Source organism: Pedobacter sp. KH_004 (assembly GCF_057840755.1).
On sequence record NZ_CM174519.1, the window covers coordinates 3,641,610 to 3,664,645 of the forward strand.

The following is a 23,036-nucleotide window of genomic DNA, read 5'->3' on the forward strand; positions in this document are numbered from 1 at the left end:
ACATAAAGATGTGCCAGCCTTATGTTTTTGATCGACAAAATTTTGCAGCTATAAGTTAATCTTAAAGCAACTTCTATAACGAAAAATTTAAATAAACTTAAGAAATCAAAAATTACTATGCAAGCATTGTTTTTTATAGCTATAAATTTTTACCGTAAAAACATAAACGGCATTAAAGTTGTTAAGCTGATTAAATATTTGAAAAACGTTATTTACTTTAAAATTTGATTATGAAAAAGCTATTTACAATTTTAGGATGCATTGCATTATTCGCATTGACGACAACGAGTGTTAAAGCACAGAATTACAAAACAGGTTTAGGATTAGGAATAGACTTTGGCGACGGCGCAACATTGGTTGGCCCATCTGTTAGACACCATTTCAGTAGGAGTGCAGCTTTACAAGGTGAAGTTTTATTTGGTGGTAACTCTACAACCTTACAGGCATTTTTACAATATAATGCTTCAATTCCTGGCGCAAAAGGTTTAGATTGGTATTTAGGTGGTGGTCCATCAGTACAATTATATGATGGTGGTTCTAACTTTTATTTAGTACCAATGGTTGGTTTAGATTACAAAATAAGCGGTGCACCATTAGCAATTGCTTTAGACTGGAGACCAAGATTATATCTAGGTGATGGCGATAGCGATTTTAACGCTGGAAGATTTGGTTTAGGCTTCAGATATACCTTTTAAGCAAACAGCTTAAATAATAAAGCGATAAGCTTGATATAAAAAAGTCGCTGGAGAATTTCGAGGGCACTGAAAAAGTCCCTTTTTAAAAAGGATAAAAGGAGTAGAAAATTAGTTTTTCTGCTCCTTTTTTTGTATTTTAAAGTTATATAATTACTGCCTTTAAGATGCTTCTTCAACAACAAAAAATCCAGTTTAGCGAGTTTTCCAGGCTTTATGACCTGATTATTCCTAAGGAGAATTTACTTCGCAAGATTAATGAGCTAATAGATTTTAGCTTTATCTATGATGAGCTAATAGGCAAATACTGCCCGGACAATGGCCGTAATGCTGAGAGTCCGGTGCGCATGTTCAAATATTTGTTATTGAAGACGATCTATACCATTTCTGATGTTGATGTCGTGGATCGTTCCCGCTATGATATGTCCTTTAAATATTTTCTGGAGATGTCCCCTGAAGAAGACGTGATCAATCCAAGCTCGCTGACCAAGTTCCGAAAGCTTCGTCTTAAGGATATGGATCTCTTAAACCTGTTGATTGGAAAAACCGTTTCTTTAGCCCTAGAGAAGGGTATTATAAAATCCAAATCCATCATTGTCGATGCTACGCATTCACTTTCCAGATCCAACCCATATTCACCTATTGAGGTATTAAGACAACGTTCGAAGTTGCTTCGAAGAGCAGTATATTCAATGGATGATGATTTCAAAACCCGGATGCCCCAGAAGAATGAATCAAACGATATCCTAAGGGAAATAGAATACTCTAGCGAACTGCAAAAACTTATCGAGTCTGATGAAACACTAAGTGAGATCCCTGCAGTAAAGGAGAAACTGAACCTGTTAAAGGAAACAGTTGAAGACACCCGGGAGAATTATACAATATCCAAAGATATGGATGCTAGGACTGGCCACAAAACAGCCGACAGCAGCTTTTTTGGCTACAAAACTCATTTGGCAATGACAGAGGAGCGTATTATAACGGCTGCTGTTGTCACATCAGCAGAGAAAGGAGACGGGCCTGAACTACCAAAACTGTTGAACCAGGCCCAGGCAAACGGAATGGAGGTGGATACCATCATAGGTGATGCAGCTTATGCCGGGAAGAACAATCTCAAGCTCTGTGATGTGAAGGGAAATAAGTTAAGGATAGTTGCCAGGATGAACCCTGCCATTACCCATGGCGCAAGAAAAGAGGAAGAAAAGTTTGATTATAACAAAGATGCCGATATGTTCGTATGTCCTGCAGGGCACCTGGCTATGTACAAACGGGTACAGGGCAGAAAGGTAGACAGGAGAAACCAGGCAATGACCTATTATTTCGACGTCGAAAAATGTAAAACATGCCCGCTAAGAGATGGCTGCTACAAGGCAGAAGCTAAAAGCAGAACGTACTCGGTTACAATAAAGCCAGATGAGCATAAAGAACAGGAAATATTCCAGCAAAGCGAGTACTTCAGGGAAAATCAAGACATAGATATAAAATTGAAGCAAAAAATAGTGAATTGAAAAATGTTCATGGATATGACAGAGCAAATTCCTATGGCCTGGAAAACATGAGAATGCAAGGTGCACTTGCGATATTTGTGGTTAATCTTAAGAGAATTCTCAAATTTTGAAAAAAAGGATAATAATCTATATAATTCTATAGATCAAACTAACAGTTTGCTCCAGCTCTCCATATCGAATGGAATGTACGTTATCAAATAAGAAACTGAAATGTCTCAAAAAAGAAAGCGGATGAACAACTTTTAAAAGCTATTCATCCGCTGTTGAGTTTGAAGACCAATTTATGTCTACTTTTTCAGTGCCCTCAGAATTTCCAGCGGCTTTTTTATTGACTAATTTTGAACTCGAGACTAACCCCTCAAGACCCAAACTTACTTACCTACCCATTTTTTGAACACCGCTTTTTGTGCCGGCGTTGCATTCTGATTTATGGTAGCTTTTAAACGTACGCTAGGGTTTGCTTTCAAAGTAAGTGAAATCTCTTTCTCCAAACCATCACGTTTAATTTTAAGTTTCAACACATCGCCGATATTCTTTCCTGAAACAACAGGTAAGGTTTCTAATGATAACATCGGGCTTTTTAGTCTGACATTAGCCAAAGCATCGTTAACCGAAATGTTGTCTAACGAAATGATTTCATCATTAACATTCAAACCAGCAACCCAAGCAGCAGAATTTCTAATAATTGAAGAAACCGAAATCGTACCATTATTGGTTAACTGACCTGCGGCACCGCTTACCGGTTTATTAGGCGTTGCATTTTCTGTAGTCACATCCACACCAGCGTATCCTAAATATTTCACATATTCTGCATCATCTACGCCATTAACATATTTAGCCCAAAAATTGGTGAAACTAATACCCGAAATTTTTTCGACCATTGCTTTAAATTCAGCATCGGTATAACCACGTTTTAAAGTTTTGCACTGTAAATACATGGCTTTCATCACGTCATCTAAACTTTTGGCACCTCTTGTTACATTGATAATTTCCAAATCCATCAATATTCCAATTACTTCACCTTTACTGTAATAAGAAATAGAATTATTTTTAGAGTTTTCGTTCGGACGGTAACCAATAATCCAGGCATCATAACTAGAAGAAGCAGCTGATTGATATTTTGCTCCAGGCGTGTTAATCACCGTACCGATCGCGCCAGCAAGATCTTTCACAAAAGTAGCGTCATCGTTAAAACCCGCTCTGTGCATGTATTTATTTTCATAGTATGAAGTAAATCCTTCAGCCACCCAAAGGTTGGTGGTATAGTTTTCGTTGTCGTAATCAAACGGACCTAAAGCAACCGGGCGTAAACGCTTAACGTTCCATAAATGGTGATACTCATGGGCAACCAAAGCTAAAAAGCCTTTGTAACCTGCTTCGGTGTTGTAAGCATTTCGCGTAGCACCCAAAGTAGTAGAGTTTAAATGCTCTAAACCACCGCCACCTCTTAAGAAGTTGTGAACGATGAAAGTGTAATGTTTGTTAGGATTTTCTCCATAAACCGCAGTAATTTCTTCTACAATTTTAGCCATATCCACTTTCAACTTCTCTTTATCATAATTACCGCCGCCATACATGGCAACCTCATGACGAACACCAGCTGCATTAAATTCGAAAATATCCTGGTTACCTACCTCTATCGGGCTATCGTATAAAATATCGAAATCGCTTGCACGGTAAGTAAACTGTTGACCAGCAACCGGCTCTAAACCTGTTGAAACTTTACTCCAGGTGTTGAATGGAATAATTTTAACTGTACTTGGTGATTTAATCATTCCATCAGGATGCATAAAAATTCCTGTTGATGATAGAAAGGCATGAGATTCATCAATGAAAGGCGTACGTACCGAAATTTCGAAAGCGTAAACCCGGTAGTTAATTTTTATCTCAGCAGCTTTAGCAGAAAATATTCTCCAGGTATTTTTTCTCACTTTTTCAACACGGGCCTGCTTACCGCCAGCCGTTGCCTTAAAATCTTCTACACTTTTCTCAAACTCGCGAACAAGATAAGAACCTGGAGTCCACACTGGCATTTTTACATCAACATAATCGTTTGCCAAACCAGAAATATTCATCTGAACTTCAGCATAATGTGCTTGAGGCTCTTTAAAAGAAACCTCAAAAGCAATTTTTACTTGTGCATTTGCTGCCATAAAACATGTTAGTATTAAAACTAAACTTAAAATTGATTTTTTGATTAACATATTGGGGTATTTTGTCAGCAAAAATATGCTAATTGATGAAGTTTTTGAATTTTAAACGAAAATTAGATCGAGCCTGGGCATATAAAACTCTGAAGTCAGCTGTCATAAGTCTTAAGATATTATCGATAAACCATAGCCTTTGTGATAAAAGTTGATTTAAAAAGCATGGCAACTTATTCAAAAGGCATTTTATTAAATTAACAATCCATACTTTGGCCTACACGCTAAAGCCTTCAAATTAACTTGGTAACATCCTTAATACAACAAATTTAGGACTAAACTATTTGAATATTTTTACACTCTTATTCTTACGTTAATTCAATTTTAAACGTTCAGATAAGTACGACACAAATATAAACATGAAGAAAAGGTATATTTTTTATGCTGTTTTTGCTATTGGCTTGGCCTATTTAGTATACTACAGAATTAACGCAAACAAAAAATTAGAAGGTAAAGGCGGGGCTGCTGGCGCTTCTGCTAAAGGTGGGGCTGGCAAAGGTGGAGCTGCAGGCGCACCCATGGTTGTTGATGGTATTGTGGTAAAACCAACATCATTTAATAACGACCTCGAAGTAACCGGAGCCATTGAAGCCAATGAATCTGTAGTGCTAAAAAGTGAGGTTGCGGGTTTGGTAACTGGAATTTATTTTAAAGAAGGAACCAATGTAGCTAAAGGATCAGTATTGGTTAAAATTAACGACAGAGATATTCAGGCACAATTACAGGAAGCCTTAACCAAACAAAAACTATCTGGCACTACCGAAAACAGGTCGAAACAATTGCTGGAAAAAGGCGCAATCAGTCAGGAGGAGTACGATATCTCACTTGCCGATTTGAGATCGCTACAATCGCAAACGCAATTAATTAGGGCACAATTGGCTAAAACAACTATCCGAGCTCCATTTTCGGGCAGAATTGGTTTAAGAAGTATTTCTGCAGGAACATATTTAACACCTTCTACTGTCATCGCAAACCTGGTAAACACCAATCCGGTTAAAGTTACATTTTCGGTGCCTGAAAAATATGCAGGGCAGATTAACCTGGGCTCATCAATCGCATTTAAAACCGATGGGTCTTCAAAACAAAATACAGGGAAAGTATATGCCATAGAACCTGGAATAAATACAGCCACTAGAACACTGCAAATTAGGGCATTAGCGCCTAATGCAGATAACAGCTTGTTACCAGGCTCATTTGCCAAGATAAAGCTTGCACTAAACACCCTTCAAAATGCTATTCTTATTCCTAACCAGGCCATTATTCCGGTTTTGAAAGGTAAAATTGTTTACATCAAGAAAAACGGAAAAGCCCAGGAAGTGAAGGTAGAAGCCGGAACGCGGACAGATGAAAACATTGTAATAACTTCTGGTCTTAAAGCTGGCGATACGGTTTTAACCACTGGCTCAATGGCCTTAAAAAAAGATGCTCCTGTGAAAGTAAATCTGGTTAAAGAATAATTATGAGTATCTCTACAACGAGCATAAAAAGGCCTGTTCTTGCCATTGTAATGAACCTGCTGATTGTCCTTTTCGGGATAATTGGTTATACATTTCTGGGCGTAAGGGAATTTCCTTCTATCGATCCGACAGTGGTTTCGGTGCGAACCTCCTACCCTGGAGCAAACTCTGATATCATTGAATCGCAGATTACGGAGCCTCTGGAAAAATCAATCAACTCAATTGATGGGATTCGGAATATTTCTTCTTCAAGCAACCAGGGAACAAGTAACATTACAGTAGAGTTTAACCTCGATAAAAACATTGAGGAAGCAACAAATGATGTTCGCGATAAAGTTTCGCAGGCAGCAAGAAATTTACCCCGCGATATTGATGGTTTGCCAATTGTAAGCAAAGCTGATGCAAACTCTGATCCTATCCTTTCCATGACGATACAGAGTGATAAGCGTAATACCTTGCAGCTTAGTGATTTTGCCGAAAATGTGATTGCCGATCGGATCCAAACCATTCCTGGTGTGAGTAGTGTACAAATTCAGGGACAACGGAAATATTCCATGCGAATCTGGATGGATCCAAATAAGTTAAGTGCCTACGGACTCACCTCTCAAGACATTGTAACCGCACTAGATAATGAAAACGTAGAGCTGCCTTCGGGAAAAATTACAGGCGAAACGACCGAACTTACCGTGAAAACTTTGGGTAAACTGGTTAATGAAGAACAGTTCAATAATCTGATTCTTAAATCAGATAGCAACCAGGTTGTTAAGCTTAAGGATGTTGGTTATGCAACTTTAGGCTCGGAAAATGAAGAAACTGTGTTACGTGAATCTGGTAAACCAATGGTTGCCGTAGCCATCATTCCTCAACCTGGAGCTAATTACCTCGATATCAGTAAAGAATTTTATAATCGTTTTGATAAACTAAAGGCAGATATGCCTGATGACATTAAGCTGAATGTTTCGCTGGATAATACGTTATTTATTAAAAGATCGGTAACAGAGGTGGCTGAAACCATCGGCCTATCCTTAGTTTTGGTAATCTTAATTATTTATCTTTTCTTCAGAGACTGGGGAATTGCTTTCAGACCGCTCATTGATATACCGGTATCCTTAATTTTCACTTTTTTTGTGATGTACGCCTTCGGGTTTTCGATTAATGTTTTGAGTTTACTGGCAATTGTTTTAGCCACCGGTTTAGTGGTTGATGATGGGATTGTAGTTACTGAAAACATTTTCAAAAAGGTTGAGGAAGGGATGTCGCCATTTGAAGCAGCAATTAAGGGCTCAAATGAAATTTTCTTCGCGGTAATATCCATCTCTATCACACTTGCAGCTGTTTTCTTACCTGTAATTTTTTTACAGGGATTTGTTGGGAGATTATTTAGAGAGTTTGGAGTGGTAATTGGTGCCGCGGTATTAATTTCTGCCTTTGTATCGTTAACGTTAACTCCAATGTTAAATGCCTATCTGATGAAAAAGGGGGGGCATAAACCTTCTAAATTTTATAATTGGACAGAGCCTTATTTCATTAAACTTAACGATGCTTATGCATCCAATCTGAATAAATTTTTAGATAAACGATGGCTTTCTATTCCCATTATTGTGGTATGTATGGGTTTGATTTTCTTATTCTGGAAGTTGTTGCCTAAAGAAACGGCCCCCTATGATGATCGAAGTGCTATCAATATGACGGCAACTTTGCCCGAGGGTGCATCATTTACCTCGACAGATAAATTCATCATGAAATTAAATCAAATGGTGATCGATTCCGTTTCGGAGAAGAATGTAAATATTACCATTACAGCACCTGGTTTTGGTGGTGCGGGTTCAACAAATATGGGTTTCGTGAGGATGGGTTTGGTTGACCCTGAAAAACGTGAACGTTCGCAGAAAGAAATTGCTGACATGCTCACGAAAATCACGAAAAAATATACCGAAGGTAAAGTGATTGTTAATCAGCAGCCGACTATTTCTGTGGGTAGAAGAGGTGGTTTACCCATCAGTTATATCATTCAGGCACAAAATTTCGAAAAGTTAAGAGAGAAAGTACCTTTATTTATGGAAGCTGTTGCCAAAGATCCAACTTTTACTGTATCTGATGTTAACTTAAAATTCAATAAGCCAGAAATCAACCTGACTATAGATCGGGATAAAGCTAAAAACCTTGGTGTATCAATTTCTGCCATTGCACAAACGCTAAACCTCGGTTTAAGCGGTCAAAGGTTCTCTTACTTCTTTATGAATGGCAAACAATATCAGGTAATTGGTCAGTTTGACCGTGGCGATAGGAAAGATCCTTTGGATTTAAGTTCAGTTTACGTTCGTAGTGATAAAGGCGAATTAATCCAGCTTGATAATTTGGTTACGGCAAAAGAAGAAAGCAGTCCACCGCAATTATATAGAAATAATCGCTTCATTTCTGCAACCGTTTCTGCAGGTTTGGCACCAGGCAAAAGCATTGGCGAAGGAATAGATGCCATGGATAAAATTGCCGCCAGCGTTTTAGATGAGACTTTCTCTACCGATTTAAGCGGCGAATCAAGAGATTTTAAAGAAAGTTCTTCAAATACATTTTTCGCTTTTGGCTTAGCATTGTTGTTGGTTTATTTAATTTTATCAGCACAATTTGAAAGTTTTAAAGATCCTATCATTATCATTTTGACTGTTCCAATGGCGGTTGCAGGGGCATTTTTATCGCTTTGGTTGTGCGGTCAAAGCTGGAACATCTTCAGTCAGATTGGAACCATTATGCTAATTGGCTTGGTTACCAAAAATGGTATCTTAATCGTTGAGTTTGCCAATCAGCTAAAAGAAAAAGGTATGGCCATACCGGAGGCCATCCGCGAAGCATCGGTTTCTCGTTTACGTCCAATCTTAATGACTAGTTTGGCCATTGCCATAGGTGCACTGCCTATCGCCCTGGCTTTGGGCGCGGCAGCAAAAAGCAGAATGAGTATGGGGACCGTAATTGTAGGCGGAACTTTATTTTCGCTGGTATTAACCCTTTTTGTAATCCCAGCAATTTACTCGTACTGGGCAAAACCATACAAACCAAATAAACAACTAAAAGATGCTGACCGTTTTGAGCAAGAGGCAACACATATAGCAGAATAAGATGAGTAAGCAACTAACCATATCCATACTTTTTTGGTGCCTATCCATTTCCGGCTTTGCACAGGAAAAACTCAGCTTGCGGGAAGCCATCACCATTGCGCTTCAAAATAACTACGACATAAAAATCAGCAAGAACGAAATCAAGATTGCGCAAAACAACGCTAACGTTGGCAACGCAGGGATGCTGCCCACCATTGATGGGGTTTACAGTAACGGTGGAAGCATTCAAAATACCAGGCAAACACCCGTAACCGGAGAAGACAGAGTGATTCGCGGAGCGAGAAGTACCAATAATAGTTATGGCGCCGATTTAAACTGGACAATCTTTGATGGCTTTACAATGTTTGCCAACTACGATCGTTTAAAAGAATTACAGAAACAAGGAGAAATAAATGTCCGGCTTACCATTCTAACTACCGTAGCTGATGTAATTACAGCTTATTATGATATCGTAAGGCAACAACAATTACTGGTAGCCGCCGATAGTGCAGTTGACGTTTCGGTATGGCGCAGCAATATCGCTAAAACTAAATTACAACTGGGACGAGGGTCAAAATTAGACGTATTAACTGCCCAGGTAGATTATAATACCGATACTTCGAACTTCATTCAAATTAAGAATTTTCTTCAGGTGGCTAAGGTCCGTTTAAATCAGTTATTGGTTAGAGATATTAGCACTGACTTTACTGTTGCAGACAGTATAGATGTTGATAAGGGAATTCTATTTAGCAAACAGGCAGAACTTGCGGAGCTACAAAATCCAAACGTACAAAATGCGTTTATCAATCAAAAAATTGCTTCATTAAACCTCAAAGCCATTAAAGGGGCAAGATATCCGGCAATTAGTTTGAACTCGGGTTACAGTAGGGCCAAAAGCACAAGTCCGACAGGGTTTAACCAGCGTTTTGCAGCAAATGGTTTTACCTACGGGGTAACGGCCAGTTTAAATTTATTTAATGGTTTTTTGCAGCGTCAACAAGAGCGCAATGCCAAAATCGACATTGAAAATTCATCGCTGAATTTGAGCAAAACTAAACTTGATGTAAAGTCACAATTGTTAACCGCGTACCAAAACTACGCAACTTATCTTGATTTGATTAAACTGGAACAACGTAACGTAGATATTGCGAAAGAGAATTTAGATATTACCATGGCCAAATATAAATTAGGAAGTATTGCCCCGTTGGAGCTTAGAGAGGCACAACGCAATGCCATTGACGCAAAAAATCGTTTTATCGAGATGCAATATCAGGCTAAAATTGCAGAAACCACCTTGAAAGAGATTAGTGGCAACGTAGATTTATCCAATTAATTTTTATATTTATTCCTATGATACTTGTTGCAGATAGTGGCTCTTCGAAAACAGATTGGATGGGCTATCTTAATGGCGAAACCATAAAATTTAACACTCCCGGTATAAATCCTTACTTTTTAAGCGAGCAGGATATTAGCAAGCTAATTTCGAAAAACGAAACGGTGATGCAATATGCAGAACAAGTAAAAGAAATATACTTTTTCGGTGCAGGTTGTTCGTCGCCTGATAAGCACGAGGTGGTATCGAATGGCTTATCGGAGATATTTAAAAACGCTTTTATTTCAGTAGATCATGATCTTTTAGGATCCGTTTATGCTACTTGTGGCAATGCAGAAGGATTGAATTGTATTTTAGGCACTGGCTCAAACATTTGTTATTTCGATGGTAAAAAAATCCACGATGGCCATCATGGTTTAGGTTATGTTCTAGGTGATGAAGGCTCTGGAACATTTTTCGGTAAAAAAGTATTGCTTGCTTATTTATACAACAAAATGCCCTCCGGTTTAGCCGCAACGTTTAAAAAAGCTTTCCCGACAGAAAAAGACCAGATTATTACTAATGTATATCAGAAACCTTTTCCAAACATTTATTTGGCCAGCTTTAGCCGTTTTATGGCCAGTAACAGAGAACATCCTTTTATTCAGGATATTTTAAGAACAGGCTTTCAAGAATTTGTTGATACCAATATAAAAGATTATCCAAAGCATAAAGATGTTCCTTGTCATTTTGTAGGTTCGATAGCTTTTTACTATCAAGATGAGTTGGTGGAAGTTTTGCAAGCTAATGGAATTGAGCCAGGCAAAATTTTACAAAAGCCAATAGAAGACTTGTTTAACTTCATTCTTCAAAAGGAAGGAATTGTACAACAAGCTGGCGAAACCGATAGCATTATTTCTAAGATAAACTAAACGTTAAATTTTTTTGAAGATTTTAAACATAACAATATACATTTTGTTATAATTTTAAGGGCGCATAAATTGCTTTAAATATATGAAGAGAATATTGGTAGTTGACGACGACATTGAGGTTTTAGAAACCATACAGTTAATACTCGAAATTGGTGGCTTTAAAGTTTCGGCACTAAATGATGGCGAAGAAGTTTTTAACAGAATTGAGAGTTTCAATCCAGATTTAATTTTACTTGATATTTCTTTGGGCCATATTGATGGCAGGATATTGTGCGAGCAATTGAAATCAATAGAAAGTACTTCTAAAATTCCCATCTTATTGATATCTGGCTTATATGATCAGAAAGATTTTACAACCCTTAATTATGGTCAGGATGACTTCTTATCGAAACCTTTCCAAATGGATGTTTTACTGAAGAAGATTACCAAAATATTAAGCCTAGAAGAAAACGAACCAAGCTTTTTGTTGAACTAAAAAGAGACTTGAAAAAAATACAGCCAAGGAGACAAAACTTCTTGGCTTTTTTATTTCAGCTGATGACTAAAATCCCTCTTGAAGCTAAAGATGACGACTTTTTCAACAATAGTTTAATGTATCGATCAGTGAGGATACCGACCGATAGGATAAAATATTGAGGCATGTTTAATGCGGTCGTCATTGCGACGGTTAGTTTATTTCATGAAAATCAATATAAATGTCGTTAAGAACGGTCGTCATTGCGAGGCACGAAGCAATCTCATTTCATAAAAAAATGCTTAACCGTTCGCTTCAGATAGATAATGCTACTTATTGCAAAATTCACCTGTCAATTTGGCAAACAAAAAGCTTTGGAACAAGCCTTGATATGCAGGATGTAGATTAAACAATTTATTTACATATGAGCATACAAGAAAAAGGAAATATCTCGATACATACCGAGAATATTTTCCCGATAATTAAGAAGTTTTTATACTCTGACAACGAAATTTTTCTTCGTGAGTTGGTTTCTAACGCAGTAGATGCGGTTCAGAAAATTAAAAGACTTGGTTCATTAGGTCAGTTTAACGGCGAAGTGGGCCAACCTTTGGTACAGGTTGCGGTTGATAAAGACGCTAAAACCATTACCATAAGCGACAATGGTTTGGGGATGACTGCCGAAGAAATTAAAAAGTACATCAATCAAGTTGCATTTTCTGGCGCAAGTGAATTTGTAGAAAAATTTAAAGATGCTAAAGATGCCAACGAAATCATCGGTAAATTCGGTTTGGGTTTTTACTCGGCTTTCATGGTTGCTGATTTAGTTGAAATTCAAACCTTATCTTACCAGGACGGGGCAGAACCAGCTCGTTGGGTGTGCGATGGAAGTACTGAATTCGAAATTACTGAAGGAACTAAAACTACCCGTGGTACCGATATTATTCTTCATGTAAATAAAGATTCGGAAGAGTTTTTAGCGGAATCGAAACTGCAGGAAATCCTTGATAAATACGCTAAATTTTTACCTGTTCCTATCAAATTCGGCACCAAAAATGAATCTGTTGAGGACGGTGAAGATGAAGAAGGCAAGAAAAAATATAAAGACGTAGAAGTTGATAATATCATCAATACGACTAATCCAATCTGGACAAAAGCACCTGCAGATTTGTCAGACGAAGATTATCTAAACTTCTATCGCGAGTTGTATCCATTTAGTGAAGAGCCATTGTTCTGGATTCACTTAAACGTAGATTATCCATTTAATTTAACTGGTGTATTGTATTTCCCTAAGTTGAAGAACGACTTCGAAATGCAACGCAACAAAATCAAATTATATTCTCGCCAGGTATTTATTACCGATGAGGTGAAAGATATCGTTCCTGAGTTTTTGATGTTGTTACACGGCGTAATCGATTCTCCTGATATACCACTAAACGTATCGCGTAGTTTCTTACAAGCAGATAGCAATGTTAAAAAAATCAACAACTATATCACCAAGAAAGTTGCTGACAAATTATCGGAACTGTTTAACAAAGACCGTAAATCTTTCGAAGATAAATGGAAAGATATCGGCTTGTTCGTTAAATATGGCATGATTAGCGAAGAGAAATTCTACGATAAAGCCAAAGATTTCGCCTTGGTTGGAAACACTAAAAACGAACTATTTACTTTAAACGAATACAAAGAGAAGGTTTCGCCACTGCAAACTGATAAAAACGGAACAGTGGTTTATCTATATTCCAACGATGCTTCTAAACAAGATGCTTTCATTCAATCGGCCAATAAAAAAGATTATGATGTATTGGTTTTAGATTCACCAATTGATAATCATTTTATTCAGCAATTAGAGCAAAAGCTAGAAAAAACTTCTATTAAACGTGTTGATTCGAGCGTTGCTGATAAGTTAATTGAGAAAGACGAAGTTAACGAACATGTGTTAAGTGAAGATCAGGTAAAGGAAGTGACCACAATTTTTGAGAAAGCAATTACCAAACCAGGTATGCAGGTAGAAGTGGTAGCGCTAAACCCTGATGAATTACCGGTAACCATAACCATGGATGAATTTATGCGTCGCATGAAAGATATGGCTGCAATGGGAGGTGGAATGGGCTTTTACGGCCAAATGCCTGATAGCTATAAAGTGGCTATTAATGGCAACCACAAGTTGGTAAGCAAAATTCTAAAAGCAGAAGGCGAAGAGCAAAGTAATTTGGCTAAGCAAGCTGTAGATTTAGCTTTATTAGCGCAAGGCATGTTAACGGGTGCAGAACTAACAGCATTTGTGAGCAGAAGCGTTGAACTGATTTAATTCACAATAACGATTATTTAAAAAGGGAGAAGCCGAAAGACTCCTCCCTTTTTGGGCACAAAAAAACCCCGCAAAGGGACTTTAGTTCCTCTAGAATTTCGGGGCTCTTAGATCAAATAATATATTAACTGGCTACAGACTTTTGCTCAACGTTAAAGTAATCTTTATGTTCTTCAATCAATTTTGCAATTGTCGCAGCTTTAGTATCAGTAATTTTAAACTCAAATAATGGCTGCTGATTTTTTTTCGATTTAACCATTTTCTCGGTATAGAAGCGATAAACCAAACCATTTGTGAGCAAACCGTATTTTGCCTTAGTTTTACGAAAATACTTTGATAAACGAGAATCGTGGATATCAAGACTATCCTCATGGTGCTTACATTCCACCAAAATAGTTGGCTCACCATCTTTCATAATGGTGTAGTCTACTTTCTTACTTTTTTTAACACCAAAATCCAAAACCGCTTCAGATTGAACTTCTGAAGGATCAAATCCTAAAATTTGAATAAATGGCATTACCAATGCGTTCCTGGTTAAGTCTTCATTTTGAACTTGAGGAAGCATCTTCTTAATTCTTACTGCAAACTGACCTATTTCGTCTTTAAGTTCCATGTTGAGTATTTGTAATTTCTATGTTTTTCATTTGTGTTGTACCAACTTCACTTACAACTTCCAACTATTAGCTGATCCCAATATTGTATGGCCTGTTTTTAATTTTCTTATCCACAGGCTACACAAGCTTGGGTAGGCAGATGTAAAGGGTTAATTAATCTATTTACTTTTTAGAGGTAAATCCATTAATTATCTGTTTTTGGCAAACAGTCTAAAGATTATTAAAAAGAAATGAGTAAGTTATTTTTTTACATCAACCATGTGGATTATTACACGAAACCAAGATTTTCTTGTAGTAAGAAAACGGCAACAAGGCTTTTTTTTAGGCAAGAAGTAATTTGATTATATTTTTCTTTAACTTGCATTAAAATCATTCCAAACTCATATTTATCATATCATGAATCTAAAATGCGTTGTCATCGATGACGAACAACATGCGATTGAGGTACTTACAGACCATATAGCAGAAATGCCTGGACTAACAGTATTCAAGACTTTTACAAGTCCAGTTCAAGCCTTAACCGAAATTAGCATTGACGACGAGATAGATCTCCTCTTCATGGATATTGATATGCCTGGAATTAATGGCTTAGAACTCGCCAAAAATATCCGAGAGAAAGCTAAGTATTTAGTTTTCACTACCGCACATCCAGACTATGCTTTACAAGCTTTTGATGTTCAATCAGATCAATATCTATTAAAGCCAATTTCATTTGCCAAATTTGCTTTAGGTATTGATAGAATTTTGAAGAAGGAGGCTAATAATGCCAAAGCTACTTCAAAAGATGCCGAACAGGTGGCGGCGCTTTATATCAAAGGCGACCACAAATATGCTTTTTCCAATATTGCTATTGATGAAATACTTTACATAAAAGCACTTCAAAATTATATTCAAATCATTACCAAGGGTGAAACGCACACCACCTACCTTACATTAAAGGAGATTGAAAAAGCTTTAGAGAACCACGCATTTATTAGAGTTAATAAATCGAATATAGTTGCTAAAGCAGCAATCAAAAAGGTAGATGGAAATATAATCCGTCTTGTAAATAATGAAATGATTCAAATTGGCGAAGGCTATAAAGAAGCTTTCTTCGCCTACGTACAAAGTAGCTTATTGAAATCGAATAGAAGCCAATAATTACTTTTTGAAAACTTCAATCGATGATAAAATTGTTTTCATTGTAACTGTAGATGGATCAGTTTGGAAACCGTTTTGATCTTTAACACTTTTGTAAACGAAAATAGTTTTTTTAGCAAGTTTAGTAGCGAATGGAGCTTTCATAATATTTTGATTAATGTGATTTAATGATTGTTGTTATTAATTTCTGTAAAGGTGCAACACTTAACCAATCACACATATTTTTTTACACAAAACAGCAATTTTAGGAGATAAAAGCCCACTATTAATAGATTTGATGCCAAAATAATGAATATTTCTTCTATCAAAAATTTTTCTAAAAACTATAAAGTCCACTTTATTTCATGGGGATGTTACATTATTTATGAGGTTTTTATTACGGGTCTGATGAATAATGTTTTCGCACAGACTGGAAGCTATATCATCGCTTATTTTTTTGCGATTTCTTTATTTTACACTCACAGTTTTTTCTTTAAGAAGGAATTAGAACGCTCAACTAAGTCTTTACTTTTCATAACTATTCCAATTCTAATTATAGCTGAGATAATTTTATATGCCTTAGGAGCTTTTTGCTTTCGTTATACCTTTAATCATTTTGGATTAATTAAACTTAGCGCTCCAGTAACTTTAGATAAAGAATTTCTATTAAGTAGCATATGGCGCTCCTTGTATTTTATCGGTTTTTCTACGGGTTATGTTTACATTTTGAAATCTTTTGAAGATAGAAAAAAGGTGGAGGCTTTGGAGCGTCAAAGTCTCGTTACACAAATAGAAAAACAGGCTTTAGAGAATGATTTGGTCCAATCGCAAAATAATTTTCTTCGCAGCCAGATTAACCCTCACTTTCTGTTCAATACCTTAAATTTTATATACAACGACGCCCGTAAAAAAGCGCCAATGGCTGCTGATGCTATCATGAACCTGGCCGAAATGATGCGTTATGCTTTAAAGAGGCCAGAAGCATCTGAAATGGTTCCATTAAGCGAGGAAGTAGAACAAATTGAACATTTAATTAACCTTCATCAACTCAGAACAGCAAATACTATTAATTTAAACTTAGAGGTTAGTGGTGATTTATTCGGCTTAAGGTTTCCACCACTTATCTTATTAACCCTTGTAGAAAACATATTCAAGCATGGCAATGTGACTCACTCCACGCAACCGGCCATCATTAAAATTGATTATGAGAACAATAATTTAAACATCAGCACCATTAATATGGTGAATGATAATAAAGGGAAAGAACATGAAAGTCATCACGTTGGTATCGACAACATCAATAAAAGGCTAGCCAATTTTTACCAGGACGATTATATTTTCAGATACTATAAAGACCCCTTAAATCGATACATAACTGAAATAGATGTGCCTGTGATTAATCCATTGGCTAAATTAAACCTCAACCAATAGCTCTTCTACGTTGAAGGTCCTTAAGTAAAAAATAATACATTACCATTTCATTCGTCCGTTGATCTTTGTTGAACAATCGGTTAACATGCATGTGCATTAGATCGGTAAAGAGTTTTACTTTTCTGTTTCCATGGGTTAAATTAAGTACGCCGATAAACGATTGCCTAAAACGGTCGAAATTTTCGTTTTGTTTTGGATCGCAATTTGGCGCAGTTTTATATTGTTGATATTGCTGGTTGAGTTTTTTGAAATCTGTCGCATCCAAATGATGCTCTTTATTGAATGAATCGGAAATCATTCTTATTACTTTTAACATCACTTCAGAATCGAAAACGCCAGCTTTTAACAGTTCATCTACCAAATAAGAACACCATTTATACTTGGTAAAAGCATCTGTTTGCTGCTGCAACTGCGATATGACGAAATCACTATCAATAGAGAAATGATTTTCAACATCCGAAATGATTTCTGCTCCATATCTTTCCAACTCTCGCCGGTAGGTTTTTAATTGAAAATCTGAAATCAAACCACTCGCCATATAATCCTTCAGAAGATCGCCTAGCGCAGAAACCAATGCTTGTCCGTCTTCGTTGTTACGCAGTAAAATCCTCAAACGCAAATGGTTTCCATTTTCATTGTACCTGATAAAAAACCACGATCTTATCTGCGCTGAAAATTGATTTAAGAAAGATGGGATCACCCCAATTAACAATTCATCGGAACGTTGTTGATGACAATAAATTTCAAAATAGAGCCACTCCTTTCCCGGAAGAAATACCTTCTGAACAGGATTTGCATTATTACTGCTAATTTCTGTTTTTTTGTAAATGCTATTGTTATGATACAGGTTTAAAATAAATTGACTTAGATAAGGCTTTTGCGCCTGATCTTCAATAACATTATTTTTGGGCAAGATGACTTCCTCTAAATATAATTTATTCTGCTTTTGGATAAATTGAAGAAAAGCATTCAAATCCTCATCACTATCTAAACCGAAGCATAAAGTTTGATCTGACAAACCCGCTTTAAAGTACTTGCCTACTCCGATTTGCGTAAGATAAGAACGACAATCTTCAATAGAGACGGCTCTTTTATTGGGGTAGAAATGTGTTTTGCTTACTCGCCATTTTGAACCGCTTAATACAATGTTATGAAACTGAAAGCGAGGATAAAAGTCCAGATCGGGAAAGATACTATCAAGGGATAGTGACAGGGAAGTTTGCAGACCCTGATGTTGCAAATCGCACAACAGCCTAAACACCGACAAATCTGACCGGGTGTAATTATAAGCCGAAGCCATGCGGGGAATAAGCCTTTTATTTAAGCTCTTTGATCTAAGAATGACTTCGTTATTACTCACCGAAATTTGAATATCACCTAGTGAAAGAGGTGCTGATGATGTATCGAAATTCAGTATGGATAACTGGTGCCCGTAAATCTGCTTTCTACGATTGATATTATCCACATTGGTTTCAACGAGGTAGGCAACATCAAAAAAAAGCACCTCCGGGTTTGCATTTTGCTCAATGGCCGAAGTTTCTACGCAAAACCGTTCTACAGCTTTATCGGCCATAGAAAAGCGCCCGGTTAAAGCATTTGCCGTTACACCACCAATTTGATCAACACAAATTAAATCATCCGCTAACGACATCAAAAAGCTAAATGAGTTTGGCAGAATGCTTTCACTTTCTTTTGTTTCAAACGCAAGCTTATTCAAATAAATAGGCTCCTTGTTTTCAAAACCAGCTACAGAAAGTTTGGTTTTTAATGTTGATTTCAGATCTTGTTTGTCTTCAGCATTCTTTTTCTTCGAATTAAACTGCGCTACAAAATCATCGTCGCTTACCTGCTCCAATTCATCGTAGCCCACACCCATTTCAGGGTCGAGTGCGATGGAAAGCGGAACTTCCTGCTGATCGAACTTATTCTTGAATCTCGAAATAAAGCTTTTCAGCGCTTCACGTTCATCAGATTGCAAGATTTTCGATAAAAGATCGATCAGTGTCGGTATCGGCTTCAATAAACGCTCATCTAAACCGCCAACAATTACTTTTCTTTCTGCAATTAAATATTTTGGGAGATTGCTGTCATCGATTCCAATTCTTTCGAAATAATCTTCCCCTATCACATTGGGATCGAACTCCGTAAAAAGAAGTTGGATGGAGTGCATATCCTGAAGCAATTCTAAAAATTCTACCTTACCCGCTTCATCTACCCCCAGCGTGTTAATCAAATCATTTACCGCAATCGGTTTGGCACATGATTCGAGAATTTGCATTACAGATTCATTTTGATCAATCTCTGCCAGTTCAAAAACCCCTTCCGTGCAGGCAATATACCTGATGCTGTTGATTGTTGAATAATAGCTAGTGTTGCTGAACAGCTGAACGTTATCAGCCATCAATTTCTCGAAATCAAAATGAAGTTCATTCCGATATGGCCAATCAATAAACTGATGTACAATCTGCTCACTGTTTACAATGATTTTGCTTTCGCTTTCATTAAAGGCATTTGCCAAAAAGCTGAAACTTGCAAATGTGCCATAGGGTGTTGAGCGATATTTCGCCCGGTTAAAATATTTCCAAACTGTGAAAAAAATTTTTGGCGGCAGGTTTTTCAATTCATGGGCTTCTACGTCTTTTATGGTTTCGTAAAAGGCAGATGATGAAATGGAAATGGCTTTCTTAAGTTCATCCCAACTACTTTCAAGATCAGCTTGATGTGAAAATTTCGGCGTTCTGAAAATAATAGAGGGATGAATCAGGGGTTTCATAGAGATATTTTATTGGGCGGAAATTACAAAGATTAATGTTAAAACCCACATGGTATATAAAGTAAAAAGCCATCTTCAAAACTGAAGACGGCTTTAAGAAGAGACATAATTAATTCTATTTCTTTGTAACTTTAAATTCTGTACGCCTGTTTTTGGCTCTCCCACCTGGATTATCTTTTTTCTTCTTGCCCTTTCCAATCTCGTTTGGCGCAATAGGCATCGATTCTCCATAACCTTTAGATGTTAACCGAGATTCGGAAATTCCCTTGCTAACCAGGTAATCGACGCAAGATTTCGCCCTTTCGTTCGATAAATTTAAATTGTATTCATCGGCACCAATATTATCGGTATGCGAACCCAACTCAATCTCCATCTCTGGATTATCTTCCATAATTGGGATAAGAAAATCCAGTACTTTTTTAGATGGCTCCGTAAGTTCTGCGCTGTTAAATTCATAATAAATATTATCTAACGCAATTGGAATCCCTAGTTTAAAAGGACTCAGACAATAGTCTTTATAAATCATAGTATCGGCTTTCGCAAGCTCCTCGAAAGAATAATTTTTGGTGATGGAGAAATAATTATCTTTCGCAAAAAGCAACTTTACAGGCCGTTTTGAATCTGTCCTGAATATATATTTACCATTGGTACCAGTGGTTTGTTTTTGATTGTTTTCTATATTGGAGAAACTCACCGTTGCACCTGCCAATGGCAATTTTGTCTTGCAATCATTAAGAATGCCGCTGATATTAAAAAACTCCTTTTTAACTTCGAAAACTTCTAAACAGCATGATGATTCCCTGTCAGAACTAATGTATCCTTTAGTACCTTGATCATCAATGGCGGTAAAATAGATATCGTCTTTCGATGAATTAAACGGATAACCCAGGTTTTTGGGCGCTGTCCAGGTAATTAAGTCTCCTTCAGCTTCAAAAAAATCCAAGCCGCCCAAGCCCACTCTTCCATCGGTACTAAACAATAATTTTCTGGTTATGATATTGTAATATGGCGCACGTTCATCATCTTCTGTATTAATGGTTGGCCCCATATTTATTGCCTGACCTAAAGTTCCATCTCCGCGGAGCGCACAGTACCATAAATCGAACTTTCCGTAGCCCCCACTTCTATCAGATGAAAAAAGTAAAAATTTTCCATCTGCCGTTACATATGGCTGGCTCGAGTTAAAGTCTTTACTATTGATCTCTAATCCTACAGGTAAAGGATCAGACCATTTATTATCCATTTTTGTTGCGGTATAAATCGCATATTTCTCCCGTTCTCTCCAGTAAGTAAAATATACCCTGTTTCCATCAGGAGTAAAGCTTGCCGCAGCAACTTCTATGCTTTTCGGCAGATTGAGGTCTATCATTTTAACCGAAATATCAGATACCTTTAAATCGCTTTTGGTAGTATACAGGTTGTTAATGAACGGATTTGCCTTTGTGGAAATTTGCACATCGCCGGCGTCGGTTTTCACGACGTCCTTTTTCCCGGTGATAGATACCGGGCGAGAAGATGTAAAATAAAAATCATCACCCAATTTAACAGGAGCATAATTAGATCCTAATCCATTTACATTATTGGCCAGCTTTCTAACCTCCACCATTCTCGGAAAGCGCATTTCCTCAAGCGCCAACTTGCAAGAGGCAATCTCCTTGTTTGCATTTTTAACTAATGGATCGTTTGGATTCTTCGAGATAAAAGTTTCAAAAGCCTGAATAGCAGGTGTAAATTTTTTATTGGCTCTTAAACATTCAGCGTAATAAAATTGAGCTTTGCGGTAACGTGTATGGGAAAAAGTTATCGCTACTGCATAATATTTTTCTGCCTCCGCATATTCTCTATATAAACGACTAGATTCTGCAAGGTTATAGATTGATTCTTCATAATCGTCCATCACTTTATCATCCTTTGCAGTTTTTCTCTCCGTACCATAAGGCAAGATGGCCTGTGTGCTATCGCCGGTAATTTTTAATGCCTTTTTGTAAAAGGTTGATGCCGCATAATAATCTTTGTTCTCGAAATAAGTATCAGCAACTCTTTTGTAATTGACTACAAATTGAGCGTTTGCATAGCCAAAAGATGCTAAAAATAAAAGCAGTAGTATTCTTTTCATTTTAAATTATTATAAACGTGGACAGAAGAAATTTGGACCGATGATGCCATTTCGCCCGATAAGCGAGATAGACAATTCAAAACCGCCGTTACTGTTTGAAGCTCTGCTGAAATTTGAAGTATTAACATCATAACTTAGTCCGAAAACCATATTTTGCAATTGCAAGCCTACAAAAGCTATGGCCGCATCTTTTACACGGTAATTACCACCAAAAAGAATATTTGATGATGGATTAATATTCAACTGTGCGTATGCACCTAAAGAAATTTCATTAGTATTTCCCTGATACATTACCAATGCATTTGGAACGATATCTAACAACTCCGACGCCCTAATCCTGGCGCCGCCATGCCCGGTAAAACGTACCGGAATGCGAGAATTTGAACCGGAAAAACGATCAACAGGCATGGTGAGGTGGGCAGCACTTGCTCCTACGAAGACATTTACACTCTTATTTGGGTTACCATCAAAGTACATAATACCTGCATTTACATCGGGTACTAAAGAAGACTGAGACTGGAAAGTTTCGCCGCTCATCATGCCACCATCATAACCAGAGATTGGATTAAACTGGTTACCAAAGCGGCCCTGTGAAAAATCGAAACTTCTGTTGATAATCCCAGCCTGCAAACCAAAACTAATCATTTGCAAGCCCTCGAAACCGAACCTCAAACGATACGAACCAGACACAAGAGCTGTTAGATAGTTGAAATCCAACTCACCAGCCCTTTGGTTTAATACTGTAGCACCAAAAGCAAGGTTTTTCTTCGGCGCCATATCAAAAGAGGCCCCGCCAGTAAGGAACGAGCTATTCAGGGCTCCCCACTGCTGTTTAAAATTTAAACTTGCCCTATAATCTCCATCAACCACCCCCGTTAAAGCCGGGTTTAGCCAAAGTGGATACGCATAGTATTGTGAAAAATGTGGATCTGTTTGAGCAAATGATTTAGCTGTGCAGATAACCAAGCCCAAAACAGCTACATATACTTTTAAATTCGAAATTATTTTCATGGAATTTGAT

At 37.3% G+C, this 23,036-nt stretch carries 15 protein-coding genes and 1 pseudogene; 10 read left to right on the plus strand and 6 right to left on the minus strand.

The features are described 5' to 3' along the window. Positions 1–230: 230 nt before the first annotated feature. A complete protein-coding gene (locus tag AC3ITD_RS15575; protein WP_010600581.1) occupies positions 231–695 on the plus strand; it encodes a hypothetical protein in 465 nt (154 codons plus the stop codon). 164 nt (positions 696–859) lie between these two features. Then, positions 860–2,310: pseudogene (locus tag AC3ITD_RS15580) on the plus strand (IS1182 family transposase). Between the two features lie 261 nt (positions 2,311–2,571). Here the strand turns inward: AC3ITD_RS15580 and AC3ITD_RS15585 are convergent. Next, positions 2,572–4,353, minus strand: a complete 1,782-nt coding sequence (locus AC3ITD_RS15585; RefSeq protein ID WP_489361095.1) for a M61 family metallopeptidase — start codon at positions 4,351–4,353, stop codon at positions 2,572–2,574. Positions 4,354–4,763: 410 nt separating this feature from the next. Between AC3ITD_RS15585 and AC3ITD_RS15590 the strand changes: the two genes are divergently transcribed. From AC3ITD_RS15590 to htpG, 6 genes are all read left to right on the plus strand, one after another. After that, positions 4,764–5,861 (plus strand): efflux RND transporter periplasmic adaptor subunit, encoded by a 1,098-nt coding sequence (locus tag AC3ITD_RS15590; RefSeq protein ID WP_265798409.1) that lies wholly within the window; start codon positions 4,764–4,766, stop codon positions 5,859–5,861. Between the two features lie 2 nt (positions 5,862–5,863). Then, positions 5,864–8,974 carry an efflux RND transporter permease subunit gene (locus AC3ITD_RS15595; RefSeq protein ID WP_265798410.1) on the plus strand — a complete coding sequence of 1,037 codons (3,111 nt, stop codon included), beginning with the start codon at positions 5,864–5,866 and terminating at the stop codon, positions 8,972–8,974. Between the two features lies 1 nt (position 8,975). Continuing rightward, positions 8,976–10,286: a TolC family protein gene (locus tag AC3ITD_RS15600; protein WP_489361098.1), complete on the plus strand. Its 1,311-nt coding sequence runs from the start codon at positions 8,976–8,978 to the stop codon at positions 10,284–10,286. Positions 10,287–10,303: 17 nt separating this feature from the next. Then, a complete protein-coding gene (locus tag AC3ITD_RS15605) occupies positions 10,304–11,197 on the plus strand; it encodes an N-acetylglucosamine kinase (RefSeq protein WP_265798412.1) in 894 nt (297 codons plus the stop codon). 82 nt (positions 11,198–11,279) lie between these two features. Beyond that, entirely contained in the window at positions 11,280–11,672 is a 393-nt protein-coding gene (locus AC3ITD_RS15610) for a response regulator (RefSeq protein WP_265798413.1), read from the plus strand. 403 nt (positions 11,673–12,075) lie between these two features. Then, positions 12,076–13,962: a molecular chaperone HtpG gene (gene htpG, locus AC3ITD_RS15615; protein ID WP_265798414.1), complete on the plus strand. Its 1,887-nt coding sequence runs from the start codon at positions 12,076–12,078 to the stop codon at positions 13,960–13,962. A gap of 124 nt (positions 13,963–14,086) precedes the next feature. On the opposite strand, the gene AC3ITD_RS15620 is transcribed toward htpG, so the two are convergent. After that, entirely contained in the window at positions 14,087–14,575 is a 489-nt protein-coding gene (locus tag AC3ITD_RS15620; RefSeq protein WP_265798415.1) for a type I restriction enzyme HsdR N-terminal domain-containing protein, read from the minus strand. A 397-nt stretch (positions 14,576–14,972) separates the two neighbouring features. Between AC3ITD_RS15620 and AC3ITD_RS15625 the strand changes: the two genes are divergently transcribed. Continuing rightward, positions 14,973–15,716 (plus strand): LytR/AlgR family response regulator transcription factor, encoded by a 744-nt coding sequence (locus tag AC3ITD_RS15625; protein WP_056848420.1) that lies wholly within the window; start codon positions 14,973–14,975, stop codon positions 15,714–15,716. On the opposite strand, the gene AC3ITD_RS15630 is transcribed toward AC3ITD_RS15625, so the two are convergent. Then, positions 15,717–15,860, minus strand: a complete 144-nt coding sequence (locus tag AC3ITD_RS15630) for a hypothetical protein (protein ID WP_489361102.1) — start codon at positions 15,858–15,860, stop codon at positions 15,717–15,719. A gap of 144 nt (positions 15,861–16,004) precedes the next feature. Between AC3ITD_RS15630 and AC3ITD_RS15635 the strand changes: the two genes are divergently transcribed. After that, the gene (locus AC3ITD_RS15635) at positions 16,005–17,126 is read left to right on the plus strand and encodes a sensor histidine kinase (RefSeq protein ID WP_489361104.1); all 1,122 of its coding nucleotides are present in this window, start codon (positions 16,005–16,007) and stop codon (positions 17,124–17,126) included. Here AC3ITD_RS15635 and AC3ITD_RS15640 read toward each other — a convergent pair. The 3 genes from AC3ITD_RS15640 to AC3ITD_RS15650 all read right to left on the minus strand — a co-directional run bounded on the left by AC3ITD_RS15640 (position 17,116) and on the right by AC3ITD_RS15650 (position 23,026). Next, positions 17,116–19,899 (minus strand): lantibiotic dehydratase, encoded by a 2,784-nt coding sequence (locus AC3ITD_RS15640; RefSeq protein ID WP_489361106.1) that lies wholly within the window; start codon positions 19,897–19,899, stop codon positions 17,116–17,118. The genes AC3ITD_RS15635 and AC3ITD_RS15640 overlap by 11 nt on opposite strands. A gap of 115 nt (positions 19,900–20,014) precedes the next feature. Next, a complete protein-coding gene (locus AC3ITD_RS15645) occupies positions 20,015–22,015 on the minus strand; it encodes an OmpA family protein (RefSeq protein WP_489361108.1) in 2,001 nt (666 codons plus the stop codon). Between the two features lie 9 nt (positions 22,016–22,024). After that, positions 22,025–23,026, minus strand: coding sequence for a PorP/SprF family type IX secretion system membrane protein (locus AC3ITD_RS15650; protein WP_235527259.1), 1,002 nt, complete (start codon positions 23,024–23,026; stop codon positions 22,025–22,027). Positions 23,027–23,036 lie beyond the last annotated feature (10 nt).

What these genes read in the sequence shown, in the direction of transcription:
- AC3ITD_RS15575 (WP_010600581.1), top strand. Translation starts at nt 231, where the DNA reads ATGAAAAAGCTATTTACAATTTTAGGATGCATTGCATTATTCGCATTG.
- AC3ITD_RS15585 (WP_489361095.1), bottom strand. Translation starts at nt 4,353, where the DNA reads ATGGCAGCAAATGCACAAGTAAAAATTGCTTTTGAGGTTTCTTTTAAA.
- AC3ITD_RS15590 (WP_265798409.1), top strand. Translation starts at nt 4,764, where the DNA reads ATGAAGAAAAGGTATATTTTTTATGCTGTTTTTGCTATTGGCTTGGCC.
- AC3ITD_RS15595 (WP_265798410.1), top strand. Translation starts at nt 5,864, where the DNA reads ATGAGTATCTCTACAACGAGCATAAAAAGGCCTGTTCTTGCCATTGTA.
- AC3ITD_RS15600 (WP_489361098.1), top strand. Translation starts at nt 8,976, where the DNA reads ATGAGTAAGCAACTAACCATATCCATACTTTTTTGGTGCCTATCCATT.
- AC3ITD_RS15605 (WP_265798412.1), top strand. Translation starts at nt 10,304, where the DNA reads ATGATACTTGTTGCAGATAGTGGCTCTTCGAAAACAGATTGGATGGGC.
- AC3ITD_RS15610 (WP_265798413.1), top strand. Translation starts at nt 11,280, where the DNA reads ATGAAGAGAATATTGGTAGTTGACGACGACATTGAGGTTTTAGAAACC.
- htpG (WP_265798414.1), top strand. Translation starts at nt 12,076, where the DNA reads ATGAGCATACAAGAAAAAGGAAATATCTCGATACATACCGAGAATATT.
- AC3ITD_RS15620 (WP_265798415.1), bottom strand. Translation starts at nt 14,575, where the DNA reads ATGGAACTTAAAGACGAAATAGGTCAGTTTGCAGTAAGAATTAAGAAG.
- AC3ITD_RS15625 (WP_056848420.1), top strand. Translation starts at nt 14,973, where the DNA reads ATGAATCTAAAATGCGTTGTCATCGATGACGAACAACATGCGATTGAG.
- AC3ITD_RS15630 (WP_489361102.1), bottom strand. Translation starts at nt 15,860, where the DNA reads ATGAAAGCTCCATTCGCTACTAAACTTGCTAAAAAAACTATTTTCGTT.
- AC3ITD_RS15635 (WP_489361104.1), top strand. Translation starts at nt 16,005, where the DNA reads ATGAATATTTCTTCTATCAAAAATTTTTCTAAAAACTATAAAGTCCAC.
- AC3ITD_RS15640 (WP_489361106.1), bottom strand. Translation starts at nt 19,899, where the DNA reads ATGAAACCCCTGATTCATCCCTCTATTATTTTCAGAACGCCGAAATTT.
- AC3ITD_RS15645 (WP_489361108.1), bottom strand. Translation starts at nt 22,015, where the DNA reads ATGAAAAGAATACTACTGCTTTTATTTTTAGCATCTTTTGGCTATGCA.
- AC3ITD_RS15650 (WP_235527259.1), bottom strand. Translation starts at nt 23,026, where the DNA reads ATGAAAATAATTTCGAATTTAAAAGTATATGTAGCTGTTTTGGGCTTG.